This is a genomic window from Kribbella sp. NPDC048837 (assembly GCF_055586945.1).
This window is the reverse complement of the sequence record NZ_JBVJHF010000011.1, coordinates 137,851-158,149: the sequence shown is the minus strand read 5'-3', so window position 1 is coordinate 158,149 and position 20,299 is coordinate 137,851. Positions and strand designations below refer to the sequence as shown.

At 70.0% G+C, this 20,299-nt stretch carries 19 protein-coding genes; 8 read left to right on the top strand and 11 right to left on the bottom strand.

The window, feature by feature from the left end; genetic code table 11:
- Positions 1-8: 8 nt before the first annotated feature.
- Both ACZ6O0_RS39815 and ACZ6O0_RS39810 read right to left on the bottom strand, forming a co-directional pair.
- The gene (locus ACZ6O0_RS39815; RefSeq protein WP_465770260.1) at positions 9-1,868 is read right to left on the bottom strand and encodes a sensor histidine kinase; all 1,860 of its coding nucleotides are present in this window, start codon (positions 1,866-1,868) and stop codon (positions 9-11) included.
- Positions 1,858-2,559, bottom strand: coding sequence for a response regulator transcription factor (locus tag ACZ6O0_RS39810; protein ID WP_465770259.1), 702 nt, complete (start codon positions 2,557-2,559; stop codon positions 1,858-1,860). Before ACZ6O0_RS39810 ends, ACZ6O0_RS39815 begins: the two co-directional genes overlap by 11 nt.
- 113 nt (positions 2,560-2,672) lie before the next feature.
- On the opposite strand from ACZ6O0_RS39810, the gene ACZ6O0_RS39805 reads away from it, so the two are divergent.
- From ACZ6O0_RS39805 to ACZ6O0_RS39790, 4 genes are read left to right on the top strand one after another with little or no spacing between them, the layout of a single operon-like run.
- Complete coding sequence (locus ACZ6O0_RS39805; protein ID WP_465770258.1) at positions 2,673-3,734, top strand: hypothetical protein; 1,062 nt, start codon at positions 2,673-2,675, stop codon at positions 3,732-3,734.
- A complete protein-coding gene (locus tag ACZ6O0_RS39800; protein ID WP_465770257.1) occupies positions 3,731-5,026 on the top strand; it encodes a peptidoglycan-binding protein in 1,296 nt (431 codons plus the stop codon). The genes ACZ6O0_RS39805 and ACZ6O0_RS39800 overlap by 4 nt, the downstream gene beginning before the upstream one ends.
- Entirely contained in the window at positions 5,023-5,715 is a 693-nt protein-coding gene (locus tag ACZ6O0_RS39795; RefSeq protein WP_465770256.1) for an ABC transporter ATP-binding protein, read from the top strand. Before ACZ6O0_RS39800 ends, ACZ6O0_RS39795 begins: the two co-directional genes overlap by 4 nt.
- Positions 5,712-7,097 (top strand): ABC transporter permease, encoded by a 1,386-nt coding sequence (locus ACZ6O0_RS39790; protein WP_465770255.1) that lies wholly within the window; start codon positions 5,712-5,714, stop codon positions 7,095-7,097. Before ACZ6O0_RS39795 ends, ACZ6O0_RS39790 begins: the two co-directional genes overlap by 4 nt.
- Here ACZ6O0_RS39790 and ACZ6O0_RS39785 read toward each other — a convergent pair.
- The 3 genes from ACZ6O0_RS39785 to ACZ6O0_RS39775 all read right to left on the bottom strand — a co-directional run bounded on the left by ACZ6O0_RS39785 (position 6,999) and on the right by ACZ6O0_RS39775 (position 9,884).
- Entirely contained in the window at positions 6,999-8,357 is a 1,359-nt protein-coding gene (locus tag ACZ6O0_RS39785; RefSeq protein ID WP_465770254.1) for an MFS transporter, read from the bottom strand. The two genes, ACZ6O0_RS39790 and ACZ6O0_RS39785, sit on opposite strands and share 99 nt — an antisense overlap.
- A 26-nt stretch (positions 8,358-8,383) precedes the next feature.
- Positions 8,384-8,866, bottom strand: a complete 483-nt coding sequence (locus ACZ6O0_RS39780; RefSeq protein ID WP_465770253.1) for a DUF4188 domain-containing protein — start codon at positions 8,864-8,866, stop codon at positions 8,384-8,386.
- A gap of 85 nt (positions 8,867-8,951) precedes the next feature.
- Positions 8,952-9,884, bottom strand: coding sequence for an acyl-ACP desaturase (locus ACZ6O0_RS39775; protein ID WP_465770252.1), 933 nt, complete (start codon positions 9,882-9,884; stop codon positions 8,952-8,954).
- Positions 9,885-9,990: 106 nt separating this feature from the next.
- On the opposite strand from ACZ6O0_RS39775, the gene ACZ6O0_RS39770 reads away from it, so the two are divergent.
- Both ACZ6O0_RS39770 and ACZ6O0_RS39765 read left to right on the top strand, forming a co-directional pair.
- The gene (locus ACZ6O0_RS39770) at positions 9,991-10,407 is read left to right on the top strand and encodes an acyl-CoA thioesterase (RefSeq protein WP_465770251.1); all 417 of its coding nucleotides are present in this window, start codon (positions 9,991-9,993) and stop codon (positions 10,405-10,407) included.
- Positions 10,404-11,510, top strand: coding sequence for a zinc-dependent alcohol dehydrogenase family protein (locus tag ACZ6O0_RS39765; RefSeq protein ID WP_465770250.1), 1,107 nt, complete (start codon positions 10,404-10,406; stop codon positions 11,508-11,510). The genes ACZ6O0_RS39770 and ACZ6O0_RS39765 overlap by 4 nt, the downstream gene beginning before the upstream one ends.
- Here the strand turns inward: ACZ6O0_RS39765 and ACZ6O0_RS39760 are convergent.
- Positions 11,492-11,950: a YciI family protein gene (locus ACZ6O0_RS39760; RefSeq protein ID WP_465770249.1), complete on the bottom strand. Its 459-nt coding sequence runs from the start codon at positions 11,948-11,950 to the stop codon at positions 11,492-11,494. The genes ACZ6O0_RS39765 and ACZ6O0_RS39760 overlap by 19 nt on opposite strands.
- Before the next feature lie 158 nt (positions 11,951-12,108).
- Between ACZ6O0_RS39760 and ACZ6O0_RS39755 the strand changes: the two genes are divergently transcribed.
- Both ACZ6O0_RS39755 and ACZ6O0_RS39750 read left to right on the top strand, forming a co-directional pair.
- Positions 12,109-13,554, top strand: coding sequence for a pre-peptidase C-terminal domain-containing protein (locus ACZ6O0_RS39755; RefSeq protein WP_465770248.1), 1,446 nt, complete (start codon positions 12,109-12,111; stop codon positions 13,552-13,554).
- A 383-nt stretch (positions 13,555-13,937) separates the two neighbouring features.
- Positions 13,938-14,423, top strand: a complete 486-nt coding sequence (locus ACZ6O0_RS39750) for a pre-peptidase C-terminal domain-containing protein (RefSeq protein WP_465770247.1) — start codon at positions 13,938-13,940, stop codon at positions 14,421-14,423.
- A gap of 68 nt (positions 14,424-14,491) precedes the next feature.
- Here ACZ6O0_RS39750 and ACZ6O0_RS39745 read toward each other — a convergent pair whose 3' ends face one another.
- The 5 genes from ACZ6O0_RS39745 to ACZ6O0_RS39725 form a co-directional block, all read right to left on the bottom strand.
- The gene (locus ACZ6O0_RS39745; RefSeq protein ID WP_465770246.1) at positions 14,492-15,694 is read right to left on the bottom strand and encodes a M20 metallopeptidase family protein; all 1,203 of its coding nucleotides are present in this window, start codon (positions 15,692-15,694) and stop codon (positions 14,492-14,494) included.
- Positions 15,695-15,743: 49 nt separating this feature from the next.
- Positions 15,744-16,685 carry a hypothetical protein gene (locus ACZ6O0_RS39740; RefSeq protein WP_465770245.1) on the bottom strand — a complete coding sequence of 314 codons (942 nt, stop codon included), beginning with the start codon at positions 16,683-16,685 and terminating at the stop codon, positions 15,744-15,746.
- A 771-nt stretch (positions 16,686-17,456) separates the two neighbouring features.
- Complete coding sequence (locus ACZ6O0_RS39735) at positions 17,457-17,882, bottom strand: hypothetical protein (RefSeq protein WP_465770244.1); 426 nt, start codon at positions 17,880-17,882, stop codon at positions 17,457-17,459.
- Positions 17,883-18,236: 354 nt separating this feature from the next.
- On the bottom strand, positions 18,237-20,084 hold the full coding sequence (locus ACZ6O0_RS39730) for a hypothetical protein (RefSeq protein WP_465770243.1): 1,848 nt from the start codon (positions 20,082-20,084) through the stop codon (positions 18,237-18,239).
- Positions 20,081-20,269 (bottom strand): hypothetical protein, encoded by a 189-nt coding sequence (locus ACZ6O0_RS39725; protein ID WP_465770242.1) that lies wholly within the window; start codon positions 20,267-20,269, stop codon positions 20,081-20,083. Before ACZ6O0_RS39725 ends, ACZ6O0_RS39730 begins: the two co-directional genes overlap by 4 nt.
- Between the last annotated feature and the right edge of the window lie 30 nt (positions 20,270-20,299).

Below are 20,299 nucleotides of genomic sequence, written 5' to 3'. Positions count from 1 at the left end.
CGCCGAGGTTATCGAGCCGGGATCCAGATCGTGAAGACCGATCCGGACCCGAGCCGGCTGGTGACTGCGATCCGGCCGCCGTGCGCCTCGGCGAGATGCTTGGTGATCGCGAGTCCGAGTCCGCTCCCGCCGGTACTCCGGCTGCGGGACTGCTCGGCGCGGTAGAACCGGTCGAACAGATGCGGCAGATGCTCGTCAGCGATGCCCGTGCCGTTGTCTGTCACGGTCAGGTTGTAGCCGTCGTCCACCCGTCGTACGCCGACCACGACGTGCCCGCCCGGTGGCGTGAAGCGGATCGCGTTCGAGACCAGGTTGCCCAGCGCCTGGCGGATCCGGGCACTGTCGATGGACGCCGTCGCGGGCCCTTGAACTTCAGCGGTCAGCGACACCCCGGCCGTCTCGGCGGCCGGCCGATGCGCCAACACCACCTGTTGCGCGAGCTCGGACAGATCACGCGGCGCGGGGTGCATGCGAAGCATCCCGGCATCCGCGAGCGCAAGGTCCTGCAGATCCGCCACGAGGTGCTCGAGCAGTTCGGTCTCCTCCAGCAGTGATGTCACCAACTCCCGATCCAGCGGTACGACGCCGTCCTCGGACGCGACCAGATACCCCTTCATGTTGGCCAGCGGCGTCCGGAGCTCATGCGCGACGTCGCTGACCATCGCCTTGCGCTGGAAGTCGTGCCGCTGGATCGCCTCGGCCATGTCGTTGAACGCATGTCCTAGCCGGGACACCTCGTCCTTCCCGGTCACCGGAACCCGCGCCGCGTGGTCGCCGTTCCGCATCCGCTGGGCCGCACCGGTGAGCGCGACGATCGGCCGAACCAGCCGGCGCCCGGCGAACACCATCACCAGCGCCGCGATCAGCAGTACGCCGAGTGCGGTCGCCCCGGTCCGCAGCATGCCCTCACCGGAGAACACGTTGAACGTGCTCTTAGCACCCAGGTACAGCTTCGCGGGCGGAGCGACGTACGGCGTCAACGCCTGCGACCGGGCTTCCGACGTACACGTGATGAACTGGTCCGTGAAATCGCGCTCGCTCGTCGGCTCGACCGTCCTCAGGCCCTCGATGTCGTTGATCGAATACCTCAGGCCGGCGGCGTCGAGGCAGGCGGTGGCGCGCCGGATCTCGTCGTCGTTCACGAGCTTGGCCTTGGCGCTCGGTGCGTTCAGACCCGGTGGCATGCACGCGTCGTCCGGCGCGACGCCGGGCTTCTCCATCACGCTCACCCCCGCGGCCGACCGGCTCGACTCGATCATCACCTGCGGGACGTCGGCTCCACCGGTGGCCAGGCTCGCGTTCTTGCCCTGCGCGCGGTAGCAGTCCACCGCCTGCCGGCCGAGCTTGTCGCGCTCGCGCAGTTCCTCGTCGGTCAGGCCCCAGAGTGGGGAGATCGCGGCCGCCGGCACCAGCCCCGCCGCGGTGACCATGTCGTTCGCCTTGCCCGCGGCAATGGTCTTGCGGGCGGCGTACACGGTCAGGGCACCGGACATCTTGCCGAACCCCTCGCTCCGGGCGTCGATGGTTGCCGCCGGCACCGACGGGAGCTCGGGACCGGCGCCGAGCATCCGGGCCGAGTCGGCGATCACGGTGCCGTCCGGTCCGGTGACCGCGATCCGCCGGCCGTGCTTGTCGGCCAGGTCGTGCACCAGTTTGTCCACGCCGGACCAGGTCGGGTGGTTCGAGGCGTACTTCGACAGCTCGGCGTAGATCTGCCCGTCGACCTGGAGCTGGCTGGTGTTGGCGTCGATCTCGCCCTGCAGCTTCTCGGACGTGCTGTACGTCGCGATCACCGCCGTCGCGATCACCGCGCCGAGGGCGACGGCCAGCGACAGCCCGAGGAACCGGATCAGCACGCTACGACGCATCGACGCTCACCTCTTTGTCGGCCAGCTTGTAGCCGACGCCGTACACGGTCTTCAGGTACGCCGGTGGGCCCGGGGACGGCTCGATCTTCTTCCGCAGGTTCATCACGTGGACGTCGATGGTCCGGTCGAACACGTAGTGGTCGAAGCCGAACGCGTGCTCGAGCAACTGCTGCCGGGAGAACGCCCGCCCGGGGGAGGCGGCCAGGCAGGCGAGGATCTTGAACTCCGCAGGCGTCACCTCGACCAGCTTCCCGGCCAGCCGGATCTCGTGCCGGCCCGGATCGATCTCCAGCTCGCCGACCCGGTACACCTCGCCCTCGGCCCGGCTCCGGGTGCGGCGCAGTACCGTCCGGACCCGGGCGACGAGCTCGCGCGGGTTGTACGGCTTGGTCAGGTAGTCGTCCGCGCCCAGGTCGAGACCGAGCAGCAGGTCGTCCTCGGTCGCGCGGGCGGTCAGCATGATGATCGGCACCTCGCCGTCTGCCCGCAGTACCCGGCAGACGTCCAGGCCGTCGACCTTCGGCATCATCACGTCGAGCACCAGCAGGTCCGGGCTGCGCCGGCGCGCCTCGTCGATCGCGGCCCGGCCGTCGTGCACGACGACGGTCAGGTGCCCCTCCCGCTCGAGATACCGCCGGATCAGCTCCGCCTGCTTCAGATCGTCTTCGGCGACGAGGATCCGCGCTGGCATACCCCTCAGAGTCGCCGAGTTTGATGAGAATCCTATGAAGATCGGCTGAGAGCATCGGGTGCAAATCGGTCCTTCACAGGTTCTTCACCGCCCCGCAGGCACGCTCCACCACCATGAAGACCTCACGGAAAGCAGCCCTCGCCCTGGTGGCGGTCCTGGCGTTGGCCGGGTGTGGCAACAACCAGAATCCGGCGGCCTCCGGGGACGACAAGAGCGACAAGAGCCCCCTCGCGGAGTACATGGGCGACGGCTTCGTCAGCTCGTCCGGCGGCGGGATGCGGATCGCGGTCCGGGCCGGCGGCGGTCAGCAGCCGTCGGAGGAGGAGCTGGCCAAGCAGCGCAAGGTCGAGGACGCCACCGCCGCCTGTATGAAGGCGGCCGGGTTCGAGTACGTCGCGGTCCCGCCGGAGTCGAATCCGAAGAGCAAGTTCAGCGACGCGTTCAACCTGCCGGCCGACAAGTTCGCCGAGCAGTACGGCTACGGCATCAGCACCATCGACTGGACCAAGGCCGGCGACGACGACACCAACCCGAACACCAAGATCCGCAACGCCCTCTCCGCGAACGCGAAGAAGGCCTATGACAAGGCGCTGAACGGCCCGAACGCGCTCGGCAACGGCAACGTCGTGATCGCCCCGAAGGAAGGCGACGGGCCGACCTCGAGCGGAAAGCTGGACCTCGGGTGCCGGGGCAAGGCGGTCGAGGAGGTCTACGGCAAGGGCCAGGACCGGACGGCCGACTTCAAGAAGTTCGACAGCCTGTTCAAGGACATCCAGGCGCTGTCGAAGCGGATCGAGGCCGACCAGCGGGTGGTGGACGCGACCACCGCGTGGGCCGACTGCCTGGCCGACGCGGGGCAGGCCGGCTACAAGAAGGTCGACGAGCCGCGCGAGAAGGTCCAGCAGAAGCTCGACGCGCTGACCGGCGCGACGCCGCCGACCGGCAACACCAAGGGCAAGACGCTGCAGGGCCCGCCGTCGTTCGACAAGGTCGACGCGACCAAGCTGGCCGACCTCCGCAAGTTCGAGATCGCGCTCGCGGTGGCGGACCAGAAGTGCAAGGCCAAGGGGTACGACGAGGCCTACAAGAAGGTCCAGTACGAGCAGGAGAAGGAGTTCGTCGACCAGCACAAGGCCGAGCTCGAGGCGTACCGCGACGAGATGGCGAACCGGTGACCACTTCCCCCAAGTCCCGGCGCCGCGTCCTGGTCGGCGTGTCCGCGGTGGCCGCGGTCTCGCTCGGAGTGGGCGTGGCCGCGGGCAGCCGGATCACGTCGCCCGAGGACGCCGCCGCCAAGACCGCGGCCCCGAAGGCTTCCCAGATCACCGTGCCGGTGGAGAAGAAGGCGCTGTCGAGCAAGGTGGTCGGCCGGGGTGACGCGTCGTTCGACGGCGCGGTGAACATCCGGGTCGAGACCAGCGGGCTGACGACTCCGGCGATCGTGACCGGCAAGGTCCCGGCGGTCGGCTCGACCATCACCGAGGGCAAGGCGCTGCTCGAGATCACCGGTCGGCCGGTGATCGGTCTGGCCGGCGTACTCCCGATGTACCGGACGCTCTCCCCGGGTAGCAAAGGACCCGACGTGCTGCAGTTGGAGCAGACGCTGGACCGGCTCGGCCTCGACCCGGGCACGGTCGACGACGAGTACGACACCGACACGTCGCAGGCGGTCGAGCGCCTCTACGAGAAGGCCGGGTACGACGCTCCCGAGCCGGAGGAGCGCCTCACCCAAGCCGCCGACGCCGCGAAGAAACAGGTCGACGCGGCGAAGAACCAGCTCCGGCAGGCGAAGGCCCAGCTGAAGCAGGCCAAGGACGCGAAGGCCAAGGACACCTCGGTGCAGGAGGGTGCGGTCGACGACGCGGAGGAGAACCTCGCCGACGCGCAGGAAGCCCTGAACGAAGCCGACTTCAAGGCCGGCACCCCGCTCCCGGTGTCCGAGGTCGTCTACGTCAAGACGCTCCCGCGCCGGGTCGACGACGTGAAGGTCGAACGCGGCGGCACGGTCAACGGCGTGGTGATGTCCGCCAGCGGCGCCTCCCTGGTGGTCACGGTCAAGGTCGATGCCGAGACCGCTCAGCGCCTGAAGGCCGGCATGGCCGCGACCCTCGACCTCGGCGAGGGTACGGCGGTCGCCGCGAAGGTCCGCCGGATCACCAAGAACGGCAGCCAGTACGACGTCGTGGTCGCACCGAACGCGCTGACAGCGAGCCAGCTGGCGCTGCTCCGGGATGCGAACGTCCGCGTGACGATCCCGGTGAAGAGCACCAGCGGCAAGGTGCTCGCCGTACCGGTGGCCGCGTTGTCGTCCGGGTCGGACGGCGGATCGCGGATCGAGGTACTGCGGAACGGGACGGTCGATCTCGTCCCGGTGACGGTCGGTCTGTCCGCCGACGGGTTCGCCCAGGTCACTCCGGCCGGCGACGCCAAGCTGTCCGAGGGCGATCAGGTGGTGGTCGGCCGATGACCGCCACTGCGGTAGCCCTGCCGGCGCCGGTGGTCGAGATGATCGGCGTACGCCGGTTCTTCCCCGGGCCGCCCGAGGTCCAGGCGATCCGTGAGGTCGACCTGTCGATCGCGCAAGGGGAGTACCTGTCGATCGTCGGGCCGTCCGGGTCGGGGAAGTCGACGTTGCTGCATCTGCTCGGGTTGCTGGACAACCCGACCGGCGGTGTCTACCGGCTCGACGGCGTGGACACGATGAGCCTGCGGGAGCGGCGTCGCGCCGTCCTGCGGGGTGAGCGGATCGGCTTCGTCTTCCAGTCCTTCCACCTGCTCGACCACCGGACCGTGCTGGAGAACGTCGCGCTGTCGATGGTGTACGTCGGTGTGCCGCGACGGGAGCGGATGGCCCGAGCGCGGGTCGCGCTGGAGCGGGTCGGGCTCGCGCACCGGATGGAGTTCGGGCCGACCACGCTCTCCGGTGGGGAGCGGCAGCGGGTGGCGATCGCGCGGGCGCTGGTCGCCGAGCCGAGCCTGCTGCTCGCGGACGAGCCGACCGGCAACCTGGACAGTGCCAACGCGGAGGCGATCCTCGAAGTGTTCGACGAGTTGCACGCCGACGGGATGACGCTGGCCGTCATCACCCATGACGACCACGTCAGCCGCCGGGCGCAGCGCCAGGTCCGGATCGTCGACGGAACCCTCCAGTGGTGACCCCCACAGCAGGCCCCCCGGATCCCGCCGGCGGGCCGTCCACCACCCCGCCCCACCTCGGGCCGGGAGCGCCGCCGCCCTCACCGGCGCGCTCCCGGCGCCGGGTGCGGCCCCGGCTCGCCCTCGCCGGGCTCATCCGGCGTGGTGCTTCCCTCGGCCCCACCCGGTCGCGGGGCCGGACCCGTCCCGCCGTCCGGGACCTCCTCGACGAGGCCCTCGCCGGGGTGGCCGCCAGGCCGACCCGGCTAGTCCTCACCACCTTGGGCACTGTGCTCGGGATCGCCGCACTGGTGGGGACGGTCGGGCTCGGGCAGACCGCGTCGGGGCAGATCACGCAGCGGTTCGACCTCGCGGCCGCGACGCGCGTCGTCGTACAGCCGGACGACAAGGGCGGGCAGGAAGGCGAAGCGGCCACGCAGTTGCCGTGGGACGCGCCGGCCCGGATCCAGCGGCTGAACGGCGTCGAGGCGGCCGGCACGGTCAGCACCCTCGACGTCGGCGACGACCTCGTCCGCAGCGTCGAGGCACTGGACGATCAACGCAACGGTCATGCCCTGCAGGTGATGGCCGCTTCGGCCGGGTTGTGGGACGCGGTCCGGGCGGTGCTGTCGACCGGCCGGTTCTTCGACACCGGGCACGACAAGCGCGGCGACAAGGTCGTTGTCCTCGGCAAGCATGCCGCCGAGCGGCTGGGCATCAACCGGGTCGACTCGCAGCCCGCGGTGTTCATCGGCGACGAGGCCTACACGGTGATCGGCATCCTCGAATCCGTCACCGGGCGGGCCGAGCTCAACGACGCCGTGATCATGCCGAACGGTGCGGCTCGGACGGCGTACGACCTGGAATCCCCGGACGCGGTCGAGATCCGGACCCAGGTCGGCGCGGCGCAGCTGATCGCCGAGCAGGCACCGATCGCGATCGAGCCGAACAACCCGAGCACGCTGCGGGTCGACGCCCCGCCGAAGCAGGGCGCCGTACGCAAGGGGGTCGAGTCCGACCTGAACGCGCTGTTCCTGCTGCTCGGCGCGGTCGCGCTGCTGGTCGGCGGACTCGGCATCGCGAACGTCACGCTGCTGTCGGTGCTCGAACGCATCTCCGAGATCGGCCTGCGTCGGGCGCTCGGGGCGGCCCGAAGACACATCGCGGTGCAGTTCCTGGTGGAGAGCGTGATCGTCGGCTTCCTCGGCGGACTACTCGGTACGGCGGTCGGCGTACTGCTCACCGTCGGAGTGTCGTGGGTCCGGGACTGGACTCCGATCCTGGACAACCGGCTCGCGTTCGGGTCACCCCTGCTGGGTGCGTTCATCGGCCTGGTCGCCGGCACGTACCCCGCGTGGAAGGCCTCCGCCATCCAGCCCATCACCGCGCTCCGGGGAACCTGATCCGTCCCGGCTGAGCCGTGCGTACACCGCCGCGGTGACGGCGAAGCCGAGGGCGATGAAGGCGAGGGCCGGGTACGACTTCCCGTCGTCGGGCAGGATCCACGCGCCGAGCGCGGCCGCGGAGACCTGCCCGACGTTGAAGATCATGTCGTACAGCGAGAACACCCGGCCGCGGTAGACATCGTCGACACCCGTCTGGACGAGGGTGTCGACGCTGATCTTCACACCCTGCGCGCAGAAGCCCGTCAGGAAACCGCCGACGATCAGCGCGGGCTGCGTGAAGAGGCCGATCGGTACGACAGTCACCACCGCGGCGGCCACGAACAGCCAGGTGATCCACTGCCGCAGCGTCATCACGCGCGTACCCCACGGGGTGACGAGGGCGGCCACGAACAGGCCGGCGCCGACCGCTCCGGTCGCGATCGCCAACGCACCGAAGGCCTCGTCGAGCCGGTCCGGGCCGTAGAAGTAGTTGCGGTAGAGCAGGATCATCATCACGGTCATCAGGCCGAAGAAGAACCGGAGCGAGCCGATCGCGGCCAGACCGAGGGCGGGTTGCCTGCGTTCCCTCAGATGCCGGGCGCCGTCGACCAGGCCGGCCGCGATGCTCCGGAGCGCTTCGACGATGCCCGGCTCGTCGCCGTTCAGATCCGGGCCGAGCTGGTCGCGCCGCAGTCTCAGCGCGAGCAGGGCCGCCGCGGTGTAGATGACGACGGTGAGCGCGAGTACGGCGAGATCCGAGTCGACGATCAGCTTGACCCCTGCGCCGACTCCGCCGCCGATGAGGAAGGCCGCCGTACCGGAGGTCGGGGTGACCGCGTTGGCCATCACGAGCTCGTCGCGCTCGACGACGTGCGGGAGACCGGCGGACAGTCCGGACAGCAGGAAGCGGTTCACTCCGAGCGTCAGCAGTACGGCGAGGTAGAACAGCACGCCCGCGTTACCGGTCGCCACGATCGCGCCGACCCCGACCACGAGCGCGGCCCGGGTCAGGTTCGCGCCGAACAGGATCTGCCGCCGCGACCAGCGGTCCAGCAGTACTCCGGTGAACGGCCCGAGGATCGAGTACGGCAGCAGCGCGACCGCGAACAGTCCCGCGATCGCGGCCGCGTCCGGCGCCCGCTCCGGCGAGAACAGCACGTACGACGCCAGCGCGACCTGGAACACGCCGTCCCCGAACTGCGACGTCAACCGCACCGCGAACAGTCGCCGGAAATCACGGCGCTCGAGCAGCGTCCACAGATCCCGGATGAACCGCACGCCCGCAGCCTAGCCCGGCTGCCGCGTCAGCCGTCGCTGGACAGGTGCAGGCGCTCGGCGGCGGTCTCGCCGCGCTGGTTCACCGGCTCGACCCCGGCGACCTTGCCGAGACCGAACAGGGGCATGTTGCCGTAGATCGTCTCCACGCTGCCGGCCGGGACGACGTACGTCTCGTGCCAGATGCCGACCGCGCCGCCCTTGTAGGACTTCCGGAAGTAGTCGACCCAGGCCGGCCGATGCGTCCGACCGTCGTCGTTCGCGAACGCCTGCAGCTTCTCGATCGACTCCCAGTACTGGATCATGGTGACGCCGCGCCACGTCGGCAGCGTCCGGAACCCGAGCAGCCCGCTCGCTGGATCCTTCGACAGTTGTCGCAGCATCGGGCCCATCGCGTTCGCCACCGGCAGCCACTCACGCACCTTGCGGACCGAGTTCACTCGAAACCCGATCAGGAACACGACCAGCTCCCCGTCGTACGCCGCTGTCTGCCGCCCCTCGACCACGCTCATCCGCCGCCCCACCTCTCCTGGTCAGACCCATCGAGGTCCAGCATGAACAACAATCAGGTCGTCAACCAGCGGGCCCCCGACAGAGTCAGGCCGTCGCGCGGGCGGCCTGCCGGGCGCGGAGGCGGTCGCGTTGCTCGACGAACCGGGTGGCCTGGGCGTCCAGGCCGGTCATGAACTCGGCGAGCTCGTCGCGCGCCTTGGCCCCGTCGCCGCTGAGATCCTCGCGGTCGAAGACCTTCCACATCCGCAGGATCGGCGCGACCACCTCGTCGTGGTGCAGGCGCAGGTCGTAGATGCCGGCCTTGGCGATCGTCACCGAGTTGCGGGCGAACCCGTCCATCGTGGCGCCCGGCATCGAGAAGTCGGTCACCTCGTTGGTGACCGCTCGCATGGTCTCGTTCGGCGCGGTCTCGAACGCCGCGGCGACCAGGTTCCGGTAGAAGATCATGTGCAGGTTCTCGTCGGTGGCGATCCGGGCCAGCAACTGGTCCGCGATCTCGCAGCCGGTGGCCTTACCGGTGTTGCGATGGGAGACCCGGGTGGCCAGCTCCTGGAAGCTGACGTACGCGATCGCCTCGAGCATGTTCTTGTCGACCTCGTGGCCGGCCGTCATGTGCGCCATCCGGGCGACCTCCAGCTCCACCGGGTCGACGCCGCGGGTGACCACGAGGTAGTCGCGCAGCGCGATCCCGTGCCGGCCCTCCTCGGCGGTCCAGCGGCCGACCCAGGTGCCCCAGGCGCCGTCGAGGCCGAACTGGGTCGCGATCTCCCGGTGGTACGAGGGCAGGTTGTCCTCGGTCAGCAGGTTGGTGATCATCGCGACCTTGGCGACCGGGTCCAGCCGGGACTGCTCCGGGGACCAGTCCTCGCCGCCGAGGAAGGCGAAGTCGCGGCCCTCGCTCCAGGGCACGTAATCGTGCGGGTTCCAGTCCTTGGTAATGGCCAGATGGCGCTCGAGATTCTGCTCGACGACGGGCTCCAGCTCGTGCAGCAGGTTCGTCACCAGCTTGTCGGTCACCAGGGTCTCCTTCGTCGGCGATTCCCCCCACCCTACGGCACCGTAAGTTACGGGACCGTAGGTTGTGGTGCGCCGCACAGCCGGGAGCCGCCGCTATGGTGGCCCGATGGATCGGAGTTCCTTTCCGCATTTTCTGGCGATCACGCTGCGGTGGAAGGACAACGACGTCTACGGACACGTGAACAACGTGGAGTACTACAGCTTCTTCGACACCGTGATCAACGACTTCCTGATCCGGTCCGGCGGCCTCGACATCCACGGCGGCGACGTGATCGGACTGTGTGTGGACTCACAGTGCACCTTCAAGCAGTCACTGGAGTTCCCGGGGGTCGTCGACGCGGGATTGCGGGCCGGGCAGCTGGGTAATTCCAGCGTGCGGTACGAGATCGGCCTGTTCCGCGAAGGCTCGGACGAGCCGGCCGCGACCGGGCGGTTCGTGCACGTGTTCGTCGGCCGGGCGGACCGCCGCCCGGTGCCGGTCCCGGACCGGATCCGCACCGCCCTCGAAGGGATCACGGGATGATCGTGCGCGGCGCCGTACTGCGGGAGATGGGACTGCCACGCCCGTACGCCGAGTCCCGGCCGCTGAGCATGGAAGCGGTCGAGCTGGCCCCGCCCGGTCCGGGTGAGCTGCTGGTCCGGATCCGCGCGGCCGGGCTCTGTCACTCCGACCTGTCCGTGATCGACGGTTCGCGTCCGCGAGTGCTGCCGATGCTCCTCGGCCACGAGGCCACCGGCGAGGTCGTGCAGTCGGAGGCACCGGGGTTCGCCGTGGGTGACACCGTGGGGTTCGCCTTCGTGCCGGCCTGTGGCGAGTGCGGGCCGTGCGCCGACGGCCGGGCCGCGCTCTGCGAGCCGGGTGCGGCCGCCAACACGGCCGGGACGTTGTTGTCCGGCTCCCGGCGGCTGGACGGCGTACATCACCACCTCGGGGTGTCCGGCTTCGCGGACCACGCGGTGGTGTCGGCGCGATCCGCGGTGAAGATCGATCCGTCCCTCCCACCGGAGATCGCCGCGCTCTTCGGATGCGCGGTGATGACCGGCGTCGGCGCCGTGGTGAACACAGCCCAGGTTCGAGCCGGCCGGAGTGCGGTCGTCTTCGGCCTCGGCGGCGTTGGATTGTCCGCGCTGCTCGGTGCCGTGCTGGTCGGAGCGCATCCGATCGTCGCGGTGGACGTCGTCCCGTCCAAGCTGGAGTTGGCGCAGGAGCTGGGTGCGACCGTCGTGGTCAACGCCCGGGACGCCGACGCCGTCGACCAGGTGCGTGCGGCGACTTCAGGTGGAGCCGACTACGCCTTCGAGACCGTCGGGAGCGCGCAGGTCCTGGAGCAGGCGTACGCCGCCACCCGCCGGGGCGGCACGACGGTCACGGTCGGGCTGCCGCATCCGTCGCAGTCGTTCAGCGTGCCCGCGGTCAGCCTGGTCGCCGAGGAGCGCACGGTGAAGGGGTCGTACCTCGGCTCGTCGGTGCCGTCGCGGGACATCGCGCGGTACGTCGCGCTCTACCAGGCCGGCCGGCTCCCGGTCGACCGGCTGCTCACCGCGACGGTCGGGCTCGACGACCTCAACCAGGCCTTCGACGACCTGGCCGCCGGTACGTCGATCCGTCAGGTGTTGCTGTTCTGAAGGTTCTCGGCGGCCTTCAGCAAGGTCTGCTCCTCACGGGCGCGCGCCTCGGGCGTGAACTCGGCGCCGAAGTCGTCCGGGGTCGCGACCTGCCGGATCTCCAGTCCGGTGCCCTGACCGGTGCCGGCGGGGCCCTCGTCGGCGGCCATGCACCGCCAGCCCCACTCGAGCGCTTCTTCGCGGGAGGCCACCTCGATCAGGCAGAACCCGGCAATCAGCTCCTTGGTCTCCGCGAACGGGCCGTCGACGACCCGGCGCTTGCCGGCGTCCAGCTGGAGCCGGACGCCCTTCGAGCTGGACAGTAGCCCCTCGCCGGCCAGCAGGACGCCCTTCTCGGCCATTTCGGCCATCACCAGACCCATCTCGGTCAGGCTCTTCTCACTCGGCATCGCTCCGGCCTCGGATTCCTCGCTGGCCTTGAACACCATCATGAAGCGCATCGGAACCTCCGCAAGTCGGCGTTAAATCCCGAGACGAATCTATACAGCGCGAGGGCCGGTCGGGCAGGCTACCGAAAGTACGCGCCCGCGTACGAGATGTGAAGCAGTGCCCGCCCACCGCCCATGGTCGGTCGGAGTCCCTGAGGAGGACCCCAGCAATGCACACCCGCCCCCGCCGCCTCGGCGCCCTCGTCGGCGCCGGAGCTGTTGTCTTCGGTGCGCTGGCCGTCGTGGCCGGCAACCAGGCCGACGCCCAGCAACCCGCCCCCGCCCCGATCGACCAGCTGCTCGGCCAGGAACTCCAGGGCACGGCCGCCCTGGGCAAGGTCCAGTCGCGACTCGCCGAACTCGCCCAGCGCAACGGGATCGCCGCCGACCGGCTGGAGCAGATCCTGGCCACCGACAAGACCAGCTGGCTGGACCGCGACGGCAAGCTCTTCTACCGCGAGCCTGTCGCGGGCGCAGCCTCCCGGCAGGCCGCCGCGGCGCCGTCCCCGCGCTGGGCCACGCGTGCCGTCGCGGCCGCCACCGGTCCGGCCTTCGAGCTGCACAGCAAGCCCGGCTCCAACCGGGTGATCTACCTGGACTTCGACGGTCACACCATCAGCGGTACGGCGTGGAACACCAACGGCAAACCGGCCACCGTGAACGTCACGGCGTACGACACGGACGGGAACCCGAACAACTGGAGCACCGCCGAGCAGGACGTCGTACGCGATGTCTGGGCTCGCGTGGCGGAGGACTACGCGCCGTTCGACGTGGATGTGACCACGCAGGAGCCGGCCGCTGCGGCGATCACCCGGTCCGGTTCCTCCGACCAGCAGTACGGCACCCGCGTCCTGATCGACCCGACCACCTGGTACCAGTCCGGCTGTGGCTGCGGCGGGGTCGCGTACGTCGGCGTGTACGACAACACCAGCCAACACTCGTACTACCAGCCGGCTCTCGTCTTCACGAAGGGCGTCGGCACCGGTGCGAAGAACATCGCCGAGGCCGCGTCGCACGAGGCCGGCCACAACGTCGGCCTGAGCCACGACGGTACGGCGTCGGTCGGGTACTACGCGGGTCACGGCGCGTGGGCGCCGATCATGGGTGTCGGCTACTCCAAGGCGATCAGCCAGTGGAGCAAGGGCGAGTACTCCGGTGCCAACAACAAGGAAGACGACTTCGCGGTGATCGGTCAGAACGGTCTGGCGCTGCGGGCCGACGACCACGGCGATACGACCGGTGCTGCCACCGCGCTCACGCTCGGCACCAGCGTGAAGGGCATCTACGCCAACGACTCCGACGTCGACCTGTTCCGCATCGACGTGGCGGCCGGCACCTTCACCTTCGCGGCGTCGTCCGCGGCGTCCGGCGCCGACCTGGACATCAAGCTGCAGTTGCTGAACTCGGCCGGCACAGTCGTCGCCACCGCCGACCCGGCAGCCGGCCAGTCGAACTCGGCCACTCCGACCGGCCTGAGCGCGAGCATCAGCCGCCAGGTCGCGGCCGGCCGCTACTACCTGCGCGTGGAGAACACCGGCTACGGCAACCCGCTGAACACCGGCTACTCGACGTACGGCAGCCGCGGCGCCTACACGGTCCGCGTCACCGCCGGCTGAGGTCATCCCGGCACCTGAGCTGCCCGGGGCCGTCGTTCCCACCGAGATCGACGGCCCCGGGTCTTTGGGGGATACCGCCCACTGGGGGGACTCTGAGGAGGAGTCCGTCATGAACAAGTTCCGCCGCACCGGTGCAATCACCGGCGCCGGTGCTGTCGTCTCCGGTGGACTGGCCGTTGTCACCGGCAACCAGGCCGACGCCTGTTCTTCCGCGAGACGAAGGGCGTCGGCACCGGGGCGAAGAACCTCGCCGAGGCCGCGTCCCACGAAGCCGGCCACAACGTCGGCCTGAGCCACGACGGCACCTCCACCATCGGTTACTACCAGGGGCACGGCGCGTGGGCTCCGATCATGGGCGTCGGCTACTACCGCGGCATCAGCCAGTGGAGCAAGGGCGAGTACGCCGACGCGAACACACGGAAGACGACTACGCGGTCGTCGGCACCCACGGCCTGGCCCTGCGCGCCGACGAAGCCGGCGACACCACCGGCGATGCGGCCGCCCTGGCCGTCGGTACTCCGGCGTCCGGGGTGATCGCCGCGGAGACCGACACCGACGTGTATAGCGTCGACGTCGGTGCTGCCGGCAACTACACCGCAACCGCGAGCGCGGCGGCTATCGGCGGCAACCTCGACATCAAGCCGGACCTCCTGGACAGCTCCGGCGCGGTCGTTGCCTCCGCCGACCCGGCCTCCGGCCAGAGCGACGCCGGTACGCCGACGGGCCTCGGCGCGAGTGTTAGCAGCACCCTCCAGCCGGGTACGTACTACCTGCGGATCGACAACGTGGGCTACGGCGACCCGCTGTACACCGGCTACTCGACCTACGGCAGCCGCGGCGCCTACACCCTCGGCATCTCGCCCTCCTGACCCCTGTGGCTGGCCGGTCTCTGGCGGGCCGGCCAGCCACAGGCCTCAAGCCCGTCGTGAGTCGTCTGTCAGGCGGGGACGAGGTGGGTTGCCGCCAGCTGAGCCAGGGCAGCGGCCTGGTCGCCGAGTACGGCGTCGTCGAAGCGGACCACGCTCGAGTGGTTCGACGGCGCGTCGTCGGCATCGACGTCATCGGGACGGGCGCCGAGCATGATGAACGTGCCGGGCACCTCGTCCAGCACCATCGAGAAGTCCTCCGACCCCATCAACGGGTTGTCCAACGGCTGCACCCGGTCCGCGCCGAACAACTCCTGCAGCACGCCCGAGACCTCCGCCGTACGCCCGGCGTCGTTGACAGTCACCGGGTACTGCTTGGCGAGCGTCGCGTCGACCGTGCACCCGTGCGCCGCCGCGATATTCTCGGCCAGCGCCGGCAGCTCGCGGGACAGTTGCTCGAACGTCGCATTCGAGAGCGTACGCACGGTCGCGCCGAGCCGGGCCGTGTTCGGGATGACGTTGATCGCGATCCCGGCCTGGAGCTGCGTCACGGTGATCACGACGGGGTCGAACACGTTGACCCGCCGGGTCGCGTACGTCTGCAGCGCGAGTACGAGCTCGGCCACCACCGGCACCGGATCGATCGTCCGGTCCGGCGACGAGCCGTGCCCGCCCTTGCCGTGGACGGTGATGTGCAGCTGGTTCGACCCGGCCATGATCGTCCCGGGGCGCGTCTGGAAGATCCCCTTGGCCTCCTGCGACCAGACATGCACGGCGTACGCCGCGATCGGCTTGTCACCCGTCGCCCGCAGCAGACCTTCGCGGAGCATGTACCCGGCGCCGCCGAGACCTTCCTCGCCCGGCTGGAACATGAAGAGCACGTTCCCGTGCAGCTCCTCGCGATGCGCGCTCAGCAACTGCGCCGCACCCACCAGTCCGGCGGTGTGCAGATCGTGGCCGCAGGCATGCATGTTCCCGTTCTCCGACGCGTACTCGAGCCCGGTCTCCTCGACCACCGGCAGCGCATCCATGTCACCGCGCAGCAACACCGTCGGCCCCGGCTGCCCACCTCGCAGCACGCCGACCACCGAGGTCAGCTCCTTGCCGGTACTGATCTCCAACGGCAACCCCGCCAGAGCGTCAAGCACCATCGCCTGCGTCTCAGGCAACTGCAGCCCCACCTCAGGAACCCGATGCAACTCCCGCCGCAACCCCACCAACCCCGCCGCAACACCCGCCCCCTCCGAGCCCAGCTCCACCACGACTCCCTCCATCCGCACACTCCAGCGCCAACGCTCGCCACCGTACCCGTACGCGCGGCTGTCAGTCCCCGAGTGCGCGCGGCCTCCGATCCGGCCTACGGGTGGCGCTGGGGTCTTTCGGCCGGGGCTCGTGGTCGGGTCTGCCGTGCTGCGGCTTCTGCAGCGGTGGACTCGCCCCCAGCCCTGCGTCCAGGCTGCGCCGAAGATCCTGGTTGGCCGACCAATACTCGGCGACCTGGCGGACCTCCCGCATCGCGTTGCGCCCAGCATGAGCGCCCGCCAGCGCGGACATGCGGACGTCCGAAGGCTCGTTCGGATCGAACTCGCGAATCGCAGCGAATGGTGGCCGCATAGCCGTCTCGATGCGCTCGACCGCCGCGGCCTTCCCAGCCGCCGGCACCACCGCAGACAGCTCACCCGCGTCATACAGCAACTCCGCCGCAACCCGGAACTTGTTCTCCGGGTTCACCACCGCCATCCGGCGAATCACCTCCGGAGCAGAGAGCCCAGCCCGATCCGCAATGCCTTCACTAAACACCTCGACCGCAGGCACATACGCGCCGTACGCATGCCCGGTCCGTACGCCGCTGATCCCCGGCGCGATCACCTCGAGCTCGAGCTCACCGATGTAGTCGTCGAGAGCGTTCTGAGTCGCGAGCTCGGTGCCGGCCTCCTCCAGAACCTTGTTCGACGGTTCCTGATAAGCATCAACGGCCATCGCGTACGAAGTACCCGCCGCCGCGAGCAGGTGAATGTTCTCGTGAAACACGACCCGCACCGCCTCGCGATACCGCTGCAGCGTCTCCTCGTCATGCCGCTCCCCGGCCCGGTCGAACATCTCCCGCAGCACCGCAACCACGTGCCGCGGGTGGTACCCGATCGTGTGATCCCACCGCACCACCCCCCGCCGCTGATCCTCCGCGGCAAGCAACTCGTACCTGCCATTCCACGACGAGTGATGCGCCCCCAAAACCTTCACCGCAGCCCGAGCCTGCGCAGCCATCAGTTGCTCGAAGCTACCAACCACCACTCACCACCCCCACCCGTCGAGCGACCCAGCCTGCCAGCGCCTCACCGGCGCGCCCCCACGTCGGGTGTTCGGCGGCCGCCGGTGTGGTGAGTCGCAGAGACTCGCGGTGGCTCAGCACGCCCTCGCATCACCGTCATGTCGCCACGTCGCGGCTTCAGTGGTCGGAGGGCTGTCGTGTGGCGAGTCGCAGGGCCTCGACGAGGGTCAGCGTCCCGTCGCATCAGCGGCACGTCGCCGCGTCGGGGACTCAGCAGTCGAGGGCCGGTGGTGTGGTGAGTTTCGGGGACTCGCGGTGGATCAGCGTGCCGTCGCATCAGCGCTACCACGCCATGTCGGGCGTTCAGTGGCCGGAGGCCGGAGGTGTGGTGAGTCGCAGGGAGCCGACGAGGGTCAGCGTGCCGTCGCCTCACCGTCATGTCGCCGCGTCGAGGATTCAGCGGTTGGAGGCCAGCGGTGCGGTGAGTCGCGGGGACTCGAGGAGGATCAGCGTGCCGTCGCATCAGCGGCAAGTCGCCACGTCGGGGGCTCTGTGGTCGGGGGCCAGTCGTGCAGTGAGTCTCACGCGCTCGAGGAGGATCGGCCGCGGCGGCCCCGCCGTCATCGTCGGCCCGGGCGTGCCGTCGCATCAGCGCTTTGACGCCGTGTCGGGTGTTCAGCTGTCGGAGGCCGGCGGTGTGGTGAGTCGCGGGGACTCGCGGTGGATCAGTGTGCCGTCGCATCAGTGGTACGTAGCCGCGTCGGGGTTCAACGATCGGAGGGTGGTGTGGTGAGTTTCAGCGAGTCGAGGAGGATCGACAGCGGTTCGTTCAGGTCGAGGATGCGCGGCTGGTCAGCGGGCGATGCGGTGGCGGCGATCCGGCCGATCTCCGCGATGGCGGCGTGGAGGTGCTCGATCCGCTCGGCTGGGGTGCCTTCCACGGACTGCGCCCGGGCCTGCACACGGATGGCCTCGGCCAACTCGTCCGATACTGGTGGCGCTTCGTAGCTCAAGGCTCGGTCGAGCGAGGCCATGAGAGAACCCGCGGCCTCCCGATCCGCCGCCGGCTCGACCGAGTCGATCAGCCCCCGCAACCGGTCGACCTCGGCAGCCAAGGTCGCCTCGTCCAGCGACTTGGCCATGGCCGCTTCCAGCACTCGCCCGTACTCCGCATCGAACGCGTCGTAGTCCATCCCGTCAGTATCCCGTCCCGACTCATCCCGCTCGCGCAGTCGCCACCCGTCCGCACGCCGCCGTCTCCCGGCTCCACCGCGACCCCGACCTACCGCGCTCGCACGCTGAATACCTCCCGGCTCCGCGCGTCCTCGATCTACCGCGTTCGCACACTGCCGCCTCCCAGCCTCGCCGCGTCGCTGGTCTCCCGCGTCGCGCGGGGCGCCTCTTGGCTTCGCGGCGCCAGCCCAAGTCCCCCGCTGGTTCGTCGGCCTACGGTCCTCGCCGCGTGTCCGGGTTCCCAGCTCGCCCGCGTGTCCGTCCTCCCCGGCTCGACCGCTGCCCGGCCTACGGTCCTCGCCGTGTCATGCGACCTACTGTCCTCGCAGGGTTGCAGGCTGCCGGGCGGACGTGGTCTGCGCCGGGGATCGCCGTACGCCGGGATCCTGGTCACCGGCAGCCGTACCTCGTACGCCGGGCGTCCGTACGGGCGCTCCTGGGACGCTGGTTGACGGACGCGCTGTTGTCCGGGCGGCTGCAGTGTCGGCGGGGCACGGTCGTGGTGGCGAGATGCCGGATAGAGCCGTGTGGAAGGCGTGCGGGACGGCGCGGGCTGCCGCGTTGGTCGACGTGTCCGAGGAGGAAGTCGGCGGAGCAACGCGTTTTGGCCCCGCCGGGCTGGGTGCGGTGAGCGCCGGGTGGGTGGGGCTGGCTTGGGACGGGGCGAGCGCGAGGTCGGCGGGTGTGGTTTGGGAGAGGGGTGGGAGGGCGAGGCGGGTGGTGGTTGAGGCTGGGGGTGTGCGGGGTGAGGTGTTGGGTGGGGGGAGGGCGCAGGCGGTGGGGTGGGAGTTGTAGGCAGATTCGGCGGAGTGGATTTCTTGGTGGAGGTGGGTGAGGAGTTGGGTGGCGGTGGAGTGGGACTTGGCTGCGGCGAAGCCGGGTGGGTGGAGTTCGTGGGTGTCGAGGTGGGCGAGGCCGGAGCGGAGGATGGATTCGAGGCGGTGGCGGGTGTTGGCGCCGGTGGGCTCTAGGTCGGGTAGGCGGGTGGAGTTGTAGACGAGGCTGACCAGGAGGGGGAACTGGCCGGCGGCGGTTTCTCGGTTCAGGGCGTCCAGGACCTGGCCGGGGGTGAGCTCGTTGCGGGACTCGAGGTCGTTGGTGAGTTTGCGGACGGCGGGGACGAAGGCGGCGTAGTAGCCGGGGGCTTGGACGTCTTTGATGCCTGGGGCAACTTTGTCGATGCCTAGGCGGGTCAGGTACTCGTTGAGGTTGTCCTGGGCCCAGGCTTCCGCGACGCCTTCCTCCAGTTGGCGGCTGCCTGGTTGGGTGAACGCCTCCCGGGCGGCGTCCTGGGATGAGCCGGCCGGACCGAGGAAGTGGGCCTGCTCGTGCAGGAGGGTGGCGAGGGATTCGCGGTAGTGGACGAGCGTCGGGATTGGCTGCTTCTCCCCGGCGTGGTCGTACATCTGTCGCAGTGGGTCGAGGATGCAATCGCGGTCGAGGTAGAGCGTGCCGTCCCAGTGCGCGAGCCCGAGGATGCTGCCGTCGGTCTCGGTGATGCGACCGTTCCACGCGGACTGACCCGCCCCGGAGAGCTCGAGCGCCGCCTCCCCACTCCAGGCGAGCAGCTCGTCCACCGAGCCCGGTGGACTAGGCGGGACGCGGACCGGTTCGCCTCCGTGGGTCGTGGCGCGGAGCGGGTCACTCCCGCCAGCCATGGTGTGGACCGAGTCGTCCCCGTGGGCCGCGGCGCGGAGCGGGTCGCGCCCGTCGGCAGCGGCGAGGAGCGGGTCGCGTTCGTCAGCCGCGGCGCGGACCGGGGCGCGTCCGTCAGCCGCGGCGACGACCCGAGCGTTCCCAGCGTCCTCGGCAACGGGCGGCTCGCCTCGATCAGCCGGGGCAACGACCGGCTCGGGTGGATCAGATGCGGCGCGGACTGGAGCGGGCTCGTCACCCGTGCCGAGGAGCGGGTCGCGCCCGCCGGCCGCGGCGTGGACAGGGTCGCCCCCGTGGGCCTGGGCGAGGACTGGGTCGCGCGCGTCAGCCGCAGCGCGGAGCGGGTCCCTCCTGTCGGTCGCGGCGCGGAGTGGGTTGCGCCTGTCGGCCGCGGCAGGAACCGGAGCGCGCTGGTCGGTCGCGGCGAGGAGTGGGTCGCGGTCGTCGGCGGTGGGACGGGTTGGGTTGTGGGGTGGTGCAGGTGTGTCCGCTGGGCGCACGGTCATGAGCGGAAGGCGATGGCTAGGCGGACGAGGGAGTCGGCGGTTCGGCGGAGGCGGGCTTGTTCTTGGGGGTCGTCGGCTGCGGCGGCGCGGCGGCTGAGTTCGGTGACGAGCCAGTCGGTGCGGGCCTGCCGTTCCGCTCGCGTCGGGTCGCTCGACGGTGCGGCCGGCGAGTTCAAGTGCTCCATGTTCAGTCCTCCCGAGGGTTTGGTCTCGGC